Here is a 12,397-nt window from a genome sequence, read left to right as displayed (position 1 = left end):
ACGAGATCGTTTCCGCACTGGGCGGCAAGGCAGATGCCAAAGCCGTTAAAGCAGCGGTTGAAGCACGGATGAAAGGGTAAGAGACATGCGTAAACTGGCTACTCTTCTTGCCCTGACCGCCGCGACACCTGCATTCGCAGCGTCTGGCCCGTTCTTCTCGCTCGGCAACACCGACTTCGTCGTGCTGCTCGCGTTCCTGCTGTTCATCGCGGTTCTGTTCTACTTCAAAGTGCCAAGCCTTCTGGGCGGCATGCTGGACAAACGCGCTGAAGGCATTCAGTCCGAATTGGACGAAGCCCGCGCGCTGCGTGAAGAAGCCCAGACCATTCTGGCGTCTTACGAGCGCAAGCAGAAAGAAGTTCAGGAACAAGCAGAACGCATCGTTGCGCAAGCGAAAGCGGATGCGCAAGCGGCTGCGGAGCAAGCGAAAGAAGATCTGAAAACATCCATCGCGCGCCGTCTGGCTGCGGCGGAAGATCAGATTGAATCCGCTCAGAACTCTGCCGTGAAAGAAGTGCGCGACCAAGCGATTGTGATCGCTGTGGGTGCTGCTGACGAAGTGATCGCAAAAGGCATGTCCGCTGCGGACGGCAACAAGCTGATCGATGCGGCAATTGCTGAAGTGGAAGCAAAGCTGCACTAAGCGACGCGACATTGAGTTAAGAAAACCCGGTCCAAGTGGCCGGGTTTTTTGTTTTGACGGGTATGGGTGTGGCCCTAACTGCGGCCGATCTCGTGCTGGTAACGTTGCTTGGCCACGATCTCATTGCGTAGGTGCTTGCTCTGATCTGCCAAAGACCGCTCGATATACGACAAGTGGTCTACGACCGCCTTCCGAGACCCCTCTGGGTCCCGCGCTTGCAAAGCGTCATTAATGGTTCTGTGTTGTTGCAGCAGGTCCGAACGAGTGGCGCGTTGCTTAAACAACATGGTTCGGTTGTAGAACACGCCCTCGCGCAGCAGGTCATACATGGACCGCATCATATGGAGCATAATGATATTATGGCTGGCCTCGATGATAGCGAGGTGAAAATCCGCATCCAGCCGTGCTTCATCCGCAGGGTTCCGCTTTGGGTGGGCGGCTTCCATCTTTTCAAAGACCGAGTTGATCACCCGAAGGTCGGTGTCGGACGCATAGGTTGCAGCCCGTTCGGCCGCGAGGCCTTCCATATCTTTGCGGAACGAGATGTAATCAAAAACCGCATCTTCATGCGCGGCAAATAGTTTGACCAAAGCAGGTGCAAACGCATTCCCCAGCACGTCCGCAACAAAAACCCCAGCGCCCGCTTTTGCGGACAATAGCCCGCGCTCTTGAAGCTCTGAGATCGCCTCGCGCAGGCTTGGGCGAGAAACGCCAAGTTTTTCTGCAAGTTCACGTTCAGACGGCAGGCGTTCGCCTGGGCGCAGCACACCCCTTAGGATCAGCAATTCAAGTTGCTTGATGACCGAAGTAGAGAGTTTTTCGGGTGTGATTTTCTGAAACGGCATGGTGTCTCGAACGCTAAAATTTTGGTCAGGTCATTTGACCACGACCAGCCCAAGGCTGCAAGGGTGGTGGAATGTTGGGAGCCGCCTCTTAGGCCTTTGTTAAGTATAATTGGTCAAGTCTGCGTTATGAGAGCTTTGACCATCGCAATGATTGCCATCATCCTCGCTGGCTGTGATTCACCCTCCCCTGAATACCGACACGCTCAGGTGTCACGTCAGGTGGTCGGCGAACACAGCTTTTCGATTTACTTCACGCAATACAAAGCTCAAGCCATCCGGACGAACTTTGCCAAGCGCCCTGATATTCGGGCCATAGCCCGACAAGCCGAGCAGGCGATTGAACGCGCGACGGGTTGCCCTGTGTCAGAGATTTATGGCGACGTTGCTGTCCTGGATGGGGTGCTTGATTGTGGCAAGCCCGTTGTTGCGGGTGAATGGGCGACATGGAAAAGACCGCAGCGGTCGGGTCTGATCTGTGACGGATATAGCCAAATCTCGCGGTGGGGAGATTGGCAGGATATTACGTTGGAGTGTTCGTAGGGATCAGAGTGTCTTTTTCATAAAGACAGAGGCATCACATTCCACATAGTCACCAAACGGTCCGCATTTCACAAACCCGTGCCGTTCATAAAGCTTGTGTGCGGCGGCCAGCACGTCGCCGGTCTCTAAACAAATAAGCGACAGGCCCTGCGCCTTCGCGTCGTCAGTCAATGTGGTCATCAACCGATCTGCAATGCCACTTCCGCGTGCCGACGGGTCGACAAACATGGATTTGATTTCACCATAATTGCCTTTGTTTGCCAGCGCAGCGCAGCCGAGCGTTTTGCCGTCTAGTTTCGCGACGAAGAAGTGAATGCTCTCCACGCAAAGCGCATCAATCTCTAGGTAGTGGCACTCATCTGGGCTGTAGAGTGACTGCATTAATGCATGGCTCTGCTCGAGCAAATTCTTCGCTTCATTGGAGCGAGGGTCGCCGCGGGTGATCTCAATTGCAGTCATCTTTTTTGGCCCTGAAATGTACCTGCCATGTTTCGCAGGGTTTTCGTTTTGGGTCCAGAATTTGATGTGCAGGTCGAAGGTCTGCCTGTGTTTCTCAACCCCAAAACCAAGCCAAAGCTTAGGGTTTAGGCATTTGTAGAACTCCTAGATAGCGCAATATGTTGTGGATAACTCCGCCCTGAACCCCATATTCGGGGGAAAATCGTTGACGACTAGGGATGGAATTCGCAAGCTAAGGATCAAGAAAATATAGGAACCCGCCGTTTGCGCTTTTCCAAACTAAGACTAACGGGCTTTAAAAGCTTTGTAGATCCGACGGACCTGATCATTGCCGACGGGCTGACGGGTGTGGTTGGGCCGAACGGCTGCGGGAAATCCAACCTCCTTGAAGCACTTCGTTGGGTCATGGGTGAAAACCGCCCGACAGCCATGCGGGGCGGCGGTATGGAAGACGTGATCTTCGCCGGTGCCGCCACGCGGCCTGCGCGCAACTTCGCGGAAGTGGCGCTTCACATCGATAACGGCGAACGTTTGGCCCCTGCCGGGTTCAACGAAGACGACAATCTTGAAATCACCCGTCGGATCACGCGTGATGTTGGATCTGCCTACAAGGTGAACACCAAAGACGTCCGCGCCCGCGACGTGCAGATGTTGTTTGCCGATGCGTCCACCGGTGCGCATTCGCCAGCCTTGGTGCGTCAGGGGCAGATTGCCGAACTGATCAACTCCAAGCCCAAAGCGCGGCGTCGTATTCTTGAAGAGGCGGCCGGGATTTCGGGGCTTTATCAGCGCCGCCACGAGGCAGAACTGAAGCTTAAAAACGCAGAAGCCAACCTGACACGTGTTGATGACGTGATTGAACAGCTGGCCAGCCAGCTATCCAGCCTCGCCCGTCAGGCCCGTCAGGCCGCGCGCTACAAAGCCATTGGTGCAGAGCTTCGGCAGTCGGAAGGTATGTTGCTTTACCGTCGCTGGCGCGAAGCGGAAGAGGCGCGGGCCAAGGCGGACGAAGATCTAAGGTCTCGCACCGTAGACGCGGCGCAAGCAGAGTCTGGGGCGCGCCAAGCAGCGAAAACCCGTGAAGCCCAAGACGAGAAGCTCCCGCCGCTGCGCGAAGAAGAAGCGGTTGCAGCGGCGATTATGCAACGGCTTCAGGTTCAACGCGACAGTTTGAAAGATCAGGAAGACCACGCGCGTCAGATCATCGTGACGCTGACCAACCGGATCGAACAGCTGTCCAAAGACATTGAACGCGAAAGCGGTTTGAATCGGGATGCCGGTGAAACGATCCAACAGCTTGAATGGGAGCAGCGAGAGCTCGCCAAGGCTGCGGAAGGCCACGACGAACGCCTAGAAGTGGCGGCATCCGCATCTCGCGAAGCGGCGTCATTGCTGCAAGACCGTGAAAGTGATCTGTCTGAGCTGACAGAAGATGTGGCCCGCTTGGCGGCCCGTCACCAATCGGCACAACGCTTGTTAGACGACACGCAACGCCAGCAGGCGAAAAGCGAAGAGGAAGCCGAGAAGGCTCGTCAGGCAGTAGAAACCAGCAAGGCCGCTTTGGCTAAATCCGAACAGGACTTTGCTAACGCACAAACCTCTGAAGCGGCGGCGGTGAAGCAAGCCGCGGAAGTGGAAGAAGCGCTTAATCAAGCGGAAGACGCGCGCGCTGAAACGCAATCGCGCGAGGCGGACGCGCGTGCAGAGCGTTCGGAAGCGGAAGGTGAACTCAATGCGCTGCGCGCTGAGGTCACGGCGCTTGCGAAACTCGTTGAGCGTGACACAGCGGAAGGTGGTCAGATCTTGGACCGCCTGCAGGTTGAACAGGGCTTTGAAAAAGCGCTGGGTGCGGCGATGGCGGATGATTTGCGTGCGCCGGAAGTGGATGAGGACGGCCCGTCTGGTTGGCATGTGCTGCCGCCATATGACAACGACCAATCGCTGCCTGAGGGGGTTACCTCACTGGTGCAACACGTGTCTGTGCCTGAAGTTCTTGAACGCCGTATGAGCCAGATTGGTTTGGTGGCGACCGAAGACGCGTTGACGATCCAGCCATTGTTGAAACCGGGCCAGCGTTTGGTTTCCTTGGAAGGGGATCTTTGGCGTTGGGATGGATACCGGGCTTGGGCGGAAGACGCGCCAAGTGCCGCGGCACTACGTTTGCAACAGCTCAACCGGCTTGAGGAACTCAAGCAGGAAATGGCACGGGCCACGGCGCGGGCGGATGGTGCGGTTCAAGCTCATGAAGCGCTGCAAGCGCGTCTGACTGATTTGGCCGAGGCAGATCGTCGGGCACGAGAAGCGCGTAAGATCGCAGACCGTGCGGTCGCTGATGCGGCCCGTGCCCTCAGCCGTGCAGAAGCGGATCGTAATCTGGCGGAAGGCAAACTCGAGACGTTGGGGGACGCGGTGCGTCGCCATGAAGAAGAAGCGCTTGAGGCGCGTGGTCGTTACCAAGAAGCAGAACGCGCGATGTCTGCACTTGGGGATCTGGACGCAGCTCGGGCGAAAGTTGAAGACATCAAAATGACCGTCGAAGCCGCGCGGATCACCATGATGTCCAAACGCTCCGCGCATGATGAGTTGCGCCGCGAAGGCGAAGCGCGCTTGGGTCGTAGCCAGCAGGTGACCAAAGAAATCTCCGGTTGGAAACACCGCCTAGAGACGGCCGAGAAACGCAGCGGTGAATTGACCGAGCGCAAAGCGGCCTCTGAGGTTGAACTCGGCGATGCGCAGCTTGCGCCCGATGAGATAGCCGCGAAACGCGACGAACTGACGTCTTCTATCGATACGGCCGAAGCCCGTTGCAAAGCCGCAGCGGATACTTTGGCAGAAGCAGAGACCGCTTTGCGGGACGCCGAAAAAGCGGAACGGGAAGCAGAACGTGCAGCGTCAGAAGCGCGCGAAAGCCGTGCGCGGGCAGAAGCATTGACGGATGCAGCGAAAGAGACCGTTTCCGTTGCAGCAGAACGCATTCGTGACGAGATGGACCAGACGCCAGAAGCCCTGCTTGAAAGCCTAGACGTCGCTCCCGATGATATGCCCGCAAGCCATGCGATCGAAGCAGATGTGAACCGCTTGAAACGCCAGCGTGATGCATTGGGTGCGGTGAACCTGCGCGCCGAAGAAGACAGTCGCGAAGTTCAAGAAGAACACGCGACCTTGGTCACTGAAAAGCAAGACCTAGAAGAGGCCATCCGCACCCTGCGTTCTGGGATCGCCAGCCTGAACTCCGAAGGACGTGAGCGTCTTTTGACGGCCTTTGAGCAAGTGAACAGCAATTTTGCGATGCTCTTTAAGCACCTTTTTGGTGGCGGCGAAGCAAACTTGGTTTTGGTTGAAAGTGAAGACCCGCTTGATGCGGGGCTTGAGATCATGTGTCAGCCACCCGGCAAAAAACTCTCGACGCTTTCGCTCTTGTCAGGTGGTGAACAGACCCTCACCGCGATGGCGTTGATTTTTGCGGTGTTCTTGGCGAACCCTGCTCCGATCTGTGTTCTTGACGAGGTGGACGCGCCGCTCGATGACGCCAACGTCACGCGTTTCTGTGACTTGCTCGATGAGATGTGCCGCCAGACAGACACGCGCTTCCTGATCATCACCCACCACGCGGTAACTATGGCCCGCATGGATCGTTTGTTCGGGGTGACGATGCAAGAACAGGGCGTCAGCCAGCTTGTGAGCGTGGACCTTAAGGCCGCCGAAACTCTGGTTGCGTGAGGGTCGCGCGGCAGATTCGCAACGCTGACAAACAATTAAGAATTCACCTCTAATTCTATTTTCGTCGCGACACTTCGCGGCGGAAGGAGGTGAGATATGTGAATGAAAACTCTTTTAGGAAATGGATGCTGATCGTGGCCCTAGCTGGCTTGATCGTAGCATGCATTCGTCTTTTGATCGGCCTTTAAGTCCGTAAAAAAGAAAGCCCCGCAAAGTAGCAGCTTTGCGGGGCGACTTATTGGTGATCCATGTGAATGACTCAGTTAGGAATTGAGTAGCATTATCCAATCAGTTTAAGCATTCGTAAAGCCCGCGCCAAAAAGATAGTTAAAGACGGTTCAGCAACCGAGGTGTTGGCCACGCATCCGCTGGCAGGCCAAGGCGCTGTTGCTCGCGTTGGACTGCGTCGCGGGTTTTTGCGCCCAAGATGCCGTCCACTTTGCCAACGTCGTATCCACGCCCCTGAAGCTTGCGCTGTAGTTGCTTCATTTGCTGACCGCTCAGCCCAGTATCTGGATTGCCGGTATTGTAGGGCGCTGCGCCCTCTAGCCGGGTTGCGAAATAGGCGGCTGTTGTGACGTAGATAAAGCTTTGGTTCCATTCAAAATAGACGTCAAAATTCGGGTAAGCCAAAAACGCGGGCCCTTTGTGGCCCTGCGGAAGGATTAAGGAGGCAGGCAGATTGGCCAGTTTCCCTTGGCGCGGCTTCACACCCATATTGGCCCATTCGCGCGTCGATTTTTTGGTTGTCAGGCCGGATTGCGACCAATCCATATCTGAAGGCACGGTGACCTCTTGCAGCCAAGGTTGCCCCGCTTTCCAGCCTAAATGCTGCAACATCTTACCGCCGGACATCAGCGCGTCGGTGGCAGAGGTTTTCAGGCTAACGGTGCCATCGCCATCGCCGTCCACGCCATTGATCAGGATATCGCCCGGCAGCATTTGCACCATGCCGATTTCACCTGCCCAAGCGCCGGTGGTTCTGGTTGGAGAGAAATCACCGTTTTCATAAAGCTCCAATGCCGCGAAAACCTGCGGACGGAACAGCTCTGGACGGCGGCAATCATGAGCCAGCGTGACCAGCGAGTTCAGCGTGTTGAAATCCCCTTGGAACCCACCAAAGTCCGTTTCAAAGGCCCAGAATGCGAGAAGAACACCACGGGAGACACCGTAGTTCTTTTCAATCCGCGCAAAGGTGTTCGCGTGCTGCTTACCTTTGGATTTGCCAGTATTGAACCGATTGGAGCTGATCAGTCGCTGAGAGAACTCCAAAAACGGCTTTTGAAATACGCCTTGCGAACGGTCGGCTTTCAACGTGCGTTGGTCTTGAGACACATTGGCAAAGAAGGTGTTCACGGTCTTAGAGCCATGTCCTCGCGCGACCGCTTCCTTTTTCAAATCACCGACGAAGCCAGAGAATGATCCCCCGCATGGCACGTTGGCAAGGGCAGTAGTTGCCGAAAGGCAAATCCCAGCAAGAGTTAAAGCAAAACGCATGATGTCCTCGTAAGCAAAATCAGTTGCGCGCAGACTAATGGCTTTGCGGTCAATCTCAACCGTTAGATCAGTGAAATCATCGCGATGCAGCCCAATAGGATGGCCCAGCTGCGCCAGAGGGTGGAGGCCGCTTGGTCGACCTCATTGCCTCCGATGGTGCGGCGACCAAATTCGTTCACATAAGGGAATTTTTGCATCTCGCCCTCATAAGAACGCGGCCCAGAAAGCGCGATACCCAAAACGCGCGCCATTGCGGCTTCGGGCCAGCCCGCATTTGGGCTGCGGTGCAGGCTTGCGTCATCGCGCAGGGTTTGGCTGAATGAGAATTTACCGCCGCTGAACATGATGAAGGCCGCAGTGATGCGGGCTGGGATCCAATTAATCAGATCGTCAAAGCGGGCGGATGCCCACCCGAAGTCTTCGTATTTCTCGGTGCGATAGCCGATCATGGAGTCCGCTGTATTCACCATTTTGTAGATCAAGAGTCCCGGAAGACCGAGCACTAGAAACCAAAACACCGGCGCAACAACCCCGTCTGACAGGTTCTCGGCGGCACTTTCGATGCCCGCGCGTGCGACTTCTGGTTCCGTCATGTCTTTTGTGTCTCGACCAACAATTCTTGCGACCTCAACGCGTCCTTCCGACAGCGAGCGCCGCAGGGCTTGGCCAACGGCTTGGACGTGCTCGACCAGAGATTTCTGGGCAATCAGGATCGCGCCCACCAGTATGGTCGGAATGGCCCCAAACCATTCGATCAATCCTCCAATCCACCAGCCCGCAACGACCATAGCGACAACGAGCAAGACACCTTTTGGACGCGCGTTCTCTGTGTTGAGCTTTTTGTCCGCCCAGCCAATCGCCTTTCCCATCAGAACCGCCGGATGAGGCACACGGTTCCAGAGCCATTTTGGCTCCCCAAAAACTGCGTCGAGCACCATTGCCAGGAATACAATTGCAGCGGTTTCCATGGGTTAGCCTTTCAATGCGGCTTCAAGCTGGTCCCATCCAGCCTGCGGGGGCAAGCCAAGGCGGAGGTAGGTTTCTGAATAGGGGAAGATGCGGGTCAGGATGTGGTGTTCGCCAAGCCGCGCGCTCCAAGCCTCTGCATCATCGACATTATACAGCCTAAAGAGATCACAGCCGCCTACGGATTCAGCGCCATGACGCGCCAAAAGGGCATCCAAACGCTTCGCATCTTGTGCCAAACGTACGCGGGTTTCTTCTGCCCATTGCAGATCACGCAAAGCGCGTGTGGCCGTTTCCAGCGCAGGCCCGGACACAGCCCATGGCCCGATCATATCTCGCATTTTTGCGATCACATCTGGCGCGGCGATGATGAAACCAAGCCGCAAACCGGCGAGGCCCCAAAATTTGCCGAAGCTTTTCAGCACGACGACGCCGGGTTTTGCTGAATGATCAATCATGGAATGCTCTGGCGTGACATCGCAAAAGCTCTCATCGATGATGGTGACTTTGCTGGTCAGGTCGTCGGAACCCCAGAGCTTGCCTGTCGGATTGTTCGGGTGCACGAGGACACGCACATCCGCCGATGCTGCCTCGCTCCAACCCTGCGCGGCAAAGGCTGCGGCATGTTCATTATAGGTAGGCTTGGGGATGTCGACTTTCTGCGCGTCAAACAGCTGAGGCATCCGCGCGATCAGGCTCGATGCGCCGGGCGCGGCTAAGATGTCTGCTTCATCCGGCACGTTCCAGAAAGAGCGAGCAGCATTAATCAATGCACGCTCCGCCGCCTTGTCAGGCAGAGCAGTCCATGCTTGTTCACTGAACTTTGGCAACGGGTAAGGGTTCGGATTGATCCCGGTGGAAAGATCCAGCCAGTCAGAGCGATCCCCGCCCCAACGCGCGATTGCGGCGTCCAATCCGCCTCCGTGATCTCGTTCCTGCATTGCGTCCTCCTGCCGTCAAATCCTGTTCGCGGAAAACAGGCAGTTTGGCAAGAGGTTTGCGGACAGGCTTACGCGCCGCGACCGTGGGGTTCGTTGTAATTCAGATCCGGGTTCACCGGGATGATCCGATGCGGATTGATGGTTTCGTGACTGAAATGATAGTGGCGCACGATGTGATGCATATTCACGGTCTCTACCACACCCGGCACTTGGTAAAGTTCGCGCGTGTAAGCCCAGAGATTTGGGTAGTCGATGATCCGCTTCTTGTTGCACTTGAAATGCAGGTGATAGACCGGGTCAAAACGAATGAGCGTTGTGAACAAACGCCAATCCGCCTCAGTCAGGGTATTGCCCATCAGATACCGGTTGGTGGACAGTCGGTCTTCAAGCCAATCTAGCGTTTCAAACAATGGGCCGATGGCCGCATCATAGGCCTCTTGCGACGTGGCAAACCCGCATTTGTAAACACCGTTATTGACCGATGAATAAATCCGTGTGTTCACGTCTTCGATGGCATCGCGCTGTGCCTCGGGCCAGAAATCAAGCGTGTTGCCCGTAAGCGCATCAAAGGCCGAGTTGAACATGCGAATGATTTCGGAGCTTTCGTTGGAGACAATCGTCTCGCGTTTCTTGTCCCATAGGATCGGCACTGTCACGCGCCCGCTATAGGTCGCATCGGCGCGGGTGTAGATTTGGTGAGCGAAGTCTGATCCAAACAAGTCGTCCCCATTTGCGCCGCGATCATCCGTTTCAAAGGTCCAGCCATGGCCGAGCATGTCCGGGTGAACAACGGAAACAGAGATGTGGTCGGTCAGACCTTTCAGTGCACGGAAAATCAAAGTGCGATGCGCCCAAGGGCAGGCCAGTGAAACATAAAGGTGGTAACGGCCACTTTCCGCTTCAAAACCGTCTTCGCCACTTGGCCCGGCACTTCCGTCAGACGTAATCCAATTGCGGAATTGCGCCGCCGAACGGACAAATTTCCCGCCGCTTTTCTTGGTGTCATACCACTGATCGACCCATTTGCCGTCCACAAGCAAACCCATGTCGCAACTCCTTCATCCATTGAAGATAACTTAGGACGAATCGCGCGTTTCGGGAATTCCATGATGCGCAGAAGTGTTGCGCATTTGTGCACAGCCATAAGGGTTTAGGATGAGACTCCCTTGACGATTTCTGCTTTTAGGCAGAGGGTTTAGGAAGACGCGGAGATTACTATGTTCCTTCCAAAAGAAGTTCAGGCGGGCCTAGATGCGGCGCGCAAAGCAGAGTTGAAAAAGAAAAACCGTCTTCGGGTGAAGGCGGGAGAAGAGATTTTCAAAGTGCTTCGCTTCCGCGAGGACGGGTTCACTTTGGACGTCCAAGAGGCCCCGCATTTGCGCGGTTTCGTTGATCTCTACGATGGCGCGAAGCATCTCTATCAATGCCTCGTCATTGCTTCTGTCGAAGAAGATGGCGAGATGTTTTACGAGTTCAAACGCGCGACGGCAGCCAGTGATAAGCCAGCGTTAGACTATTTCGTCGAAGACGATTCACCAATTGCCCTCATAACCGATGGGATGACTGACCAGCGCGGCTGACTTTGGCGCGCCAGTCGCGCCGTCAACTGTTCAGATCAGAAAATACGTCCGTCAGGCGGCTTGTCGCCTCGGTAATCCGTGCGCGTTGTGTGCCCATGTTGAACCGCAGGTAAGTTTCGCCACCTGTGCCAAGGTTTTTGCCCGGCGTTGCGGCAATATGCGCCTGTTTGTAGACGCGATCATGGACCTCATCCATCGATAGACCTGTGGCTTCGAAGTTGACCCAGGCGAGGTAGGTTGACTGCATTGGCATGAATTCAACACCTGGCAGCAGGTCCAATGCAGTTTTGAAAATCCGGCAGTTTTCTTCGATGTAAGGCATCAGTTTATCCACCCATGCGGCACCCTCCGGGGTATAAGCCGCTTTGGTCAACTCAACGCCCAAAGCGTTCGGATTGATGTCAAAACTGTTGTAAAACGCCCTAAAGGTGGCGCGTAGTTTTTCGCCTGGTACGATAACGCATCCACAGCGGCCGCCGGCGACATTGAAGGTTTTCGAGGCCGCTGTGGTGATTACCATCCGGTCCAGTAAATCCGGTAAGGCAACCGCCGTGGCAATATGTTTATTACCTGAAAAAACAAGATCATGATGCACCTCGTCGGCAATCAGGATCAGATCGTGTTTCTCGCAGAAAGCACCCAGTTCATTGAGTTCTTCCTGCGACCAAACGCGGCCGGCAGGGTTATGCGGCGTGCTGATCAAAAGGATTCTTTCTTTTCCAGTCATCAGCGCGTCATAGGCGTCAAAATCCATGACATAACGCCCGGCTTCATCCTTGGCTAAAGGCAGCTGGGTGTTGACACGACCGCCGCGCTCGATCTTGGCCTGAAACTCGTGATAAACCGGCGTGAAAGTCGCAATGTGGTCGCCGCGCTCGCTGAAAGCCTGCAGCGCTGTCGCAATTCCATGACCAAGGCCGTAGGTGATGAAGGTCCAGTTCGGATCGACACTCCAGCCATGGCGATTGTCCATCCACCAGTGTACCGCTTCATGAAAGCTCTCTAGTCCGCAGAAGTAGCCGTAGTTGGCTTTTTCGATTAGACCTTGAGTGGCCCGCTGCAAGAAGTCCGGCGCAGCGAAATCCATGTCCGCGATCCACATGGCAATGCCGTCATCCGCCGGCACGCCAAATGCGCGCTCCATCAGGTCCCATTTGGAAGAATTGGTTCCGATCCGGTTGATGACGTGGTCAAAGCTCATGTGAT

The 12,397-nt window shown here is 55.5% G+C and carries 11 protein-coding genes; 4 read left to right on the top strand and 7 right to left on the bottom strand.

All coding sequences use genetic code 11. The annotated features are described in order from the left end of the window. The first annotated feature begins 85 nt into the window (after window positions 1–85). Window positions 86–643 carry a F0F1 ATP synthase subunit B gene (locus TA5113_RS03520; protein ID WP_058316209.1) on the top strand — a complete coding sequence of 186 codons (558 nt, stop codon included), beginning with the start codon at window positions 86–88 and terminating at the stop codon, window positions 641–643. 74 nt (window positions 644–717) lie between these two features. Here the strand turns inward: TA5113_RS03520 and TA5113_RS03515 are convergent, their stop codons facing one another. Then, window positions 718–1,488, bottom strand: a complete 771-nt coding sequence (locus TA5113_RS03515; protein ID WP_058316210.1) for a FadR/GntR family transcriptional regulator — start codon at window positions 1,486–1,488, stop codon at window positions 718–720. Window positions 1,489–1,614: 126 nt separating this feature from the next. On the opposite strand from TA5113_RS03515, the gene TA5113_RS03510 reads away from it, so the two are divergent. Beyond that, entirely contained in the window at window positions 1,615–2,028 is a 414-nt protein-coding gene (locus tag TA5113_RS03510) for a hypothetical protein (protein WP_058316211.1), read from the top strand. A 3-nt stretch (window positions 2,029–2,031) separates the two neighbouring features. Here the strand turns inward: TA5113_RS03510 and TA5113_RS03505 are convergent, their stop codons facing one another. Continuing rightward, complete coding sequence (locus tag TA5113_RS03505; protein ID WP_058316212.1) at window positions 2,032–2,487, bottom strand: GNAT family N-acetyltransferase; 456 nt, start codon at window positions 2,485–2,487, stop codon at window positions 2,032–2,034. Window positions 2,488–2,751: 264 nt separating this feature from the next. On the opposite strand from TA5113_RS03505, the gene smc reads away from it, so the two are divergent. Next, window positions 2,752–6,207 (top strand): chromosome segregation protein SMC, encoded by a 3,456-nt coding sequence (gene smc, locus TA5113_RS03500; protein WP_058316213.1) that lies wholly within the window; start codon window positions 2,752–2,754, stop codon window positions 6,205–6,207. A 327-nt stretch (window positions 6,208–6,534) separates the two neighbouring features. Here the strand turns inward: smc and TA5113_RS03495 are convergent, their stop codons facing one another. The 4 genes from TA5113_RS03495 to TA5113_RS03480 all read right to left on the bottom strand — a co-directional run bounded on the left by TA5113_RS03495 (window position 6,535) and on the right by TA5113_RS03480 (window position 10,657). Then, a complete protein-coding gene (locus TA5113_RS03495; RefSeq protein WP_058316214.1) occupies window positions 6,535–7,704 on the bottom strand; it encodes a lytic murein transglycosylase in 1,170 nt (389 codons plus the stop codon). A 62-nt stretch (window positions 7,705–7,766) separates the two neighbouring features. Further along, window positions 7,767–8,672, bottom strand: a complete 906-nt coding sequence (cbiB, locus tag TA5113_RS03490) for an adenosylcobinamide-phosphate synthase CbiB (protein ID WP_058316215.1) — start codon at window positions 8,670–8,672, stop codon at window positions 7,767–7,769. Between the two features lie 3 nt (window positions 8,673–8,675). Further along, the gene (cobD, locus tag TA5113_RS03485; RefSeq protein ID WP_058316216.1) at window positions 8,676–9,611 is read right to left on the bottom strand and encodes a threonine-phosphate decarboxylase CobD; all 936 of its coding nucleotides are present in this window, start codon (window positions 9,609–9,611) and stop codon (window positions 8,676–8,678) included. A gap of 68 nt (window positions 9,612–9,679) precedes the next feature. Then, complete coding sequence (locus TA5113_RS03480; protein WP_058316217.1) at window positions 9,680–10,657, bottom strand: glutathione S-transferase family protein; 978 nt, start codon at window positions 10,655–10,657, stop codon at window positions 9,680–9,682. Window positions 10,658–10,828: 171 nt separating this feature from the next. Here TA5113_RS03480 and TA5113_RS03475 point away from each other — a divergent pair, with 171 nt between their 5' ends. Continuing rightward, entirely contained in the window at window positions 10,829–11,191 is a 363-nt protein-coding gene (locus TA5113_RS03475) for a hypothetical protein (RefSeq protein WP_306337760.1), read from the top strand. A gap of 22 nt (window positions 11,192–11,213) precedes the next feature. On the opposite strand, the gene TA5113_RS03470 is transcribed toward TA5113_RS03475, so the two are convergent. Further along, window positions 11,214–12,392, bottom strand: coding sequence for a MalY/PatB family protein (locus TA5113_RS03470; RefSeq protein ID WP_058316219.1), 1,179 nt, complete (start codon window positions 12,390–12,392; stop codon window positions 11,214–11,216). Between the last annotated feature and the right edge of the window lie 5 nt (window positions 12,393–12,397).

It is taken from the genome of Cognatishimia activa (assembly GCF_001458335.1).
GTDB lineage: Bacteria > Pseudomonadota > Alphaproteobacteria > Rhodobacterales > Rhodobacteraceae > Cognatishimia > Cognatishimia activa.
Note: the sequence above shows the minus strand (reverse complement) of the source record. Positions and strands in the feature narration are given on the sequence as shown.

What these genes read in the sequence shown, in the direction of transcription:
- TA5113_RS03520 (WP_058316209.1), top strand. Translation starts at nt 86, where the DNA reads ATGCGTAAACTGGCTACTCTTCTTGCCCTGACCGCCGCGACACCTGCA.
- TA5113_RS03515 (WP_058316210.1), bottom strand. Translation starts at nt 1,488, where the DNA reads ATGCCGTTTCAGAAAATCACACCCGAAAAACTCTCTACTTCGGTCATC.
- TA5113_RS03510 (WP_058316211.1), top strand. Translation starts at nt 1,615, where the DNA reads ATGAGAGCTTTGACCATCGCAATGATTGCCATCATCCTCGCTGGCTGT.
- TA5113_RS03505 (WP_058316212.1), bottom strand. Translation starts at nt 2,487, where the DNA reads ATGACTGCAATTGAGATCACCCGCGGCGACCCTCGCTCCAATGAAGCG.
- TA5113_RS03495 (WP_058316214.1), bottom strand. Translation starts at nt 7,704, where the DNA reads ATGCGTTTTGCTTTAACTCTTGCTGGGATTTGCCTTTCGGCAACTACT.
- cbiB (WP_058316215.1), bottom strand. Translation starts at nt 8,672, where the DNA reads ATGGAAACCGCTGCAATTGTATTCCTGGCAATGGTGCTCGACGCAGTT.
- cobD (WP_058316216.1), bottom strand. Translation starts at nt 9,611, where the DNA reads ATGCAGGAACGAGATCACGGAGGCGGATTGGACGCCGCAATCGCGCGT.
- TA5113_RS03480 (WP_058316217.1), bottom strand. Translation starts at nt 10,657, where the DNA reads ATGGGTTTGCTTGTGGACGGCAAATGGGTCGATCAGTGGTATGACACC.
- TA5113_RS03475 (WP_306337760.1), top strand. Translation starts at nt 10,829, where the DNA reads ATGTTCCTTCCAAAAGAAGTTCAGGCGGGCCTAGATGCGGCGCGCAAA.
- TA5113_RS03470 (WP_058316219.1), bottom strand. Translation starts at nt 12,392, where the DNA reads ATGAGCTTTGACCACGTCATCAACCGGATCGGAACCAATTCTTCCAAA.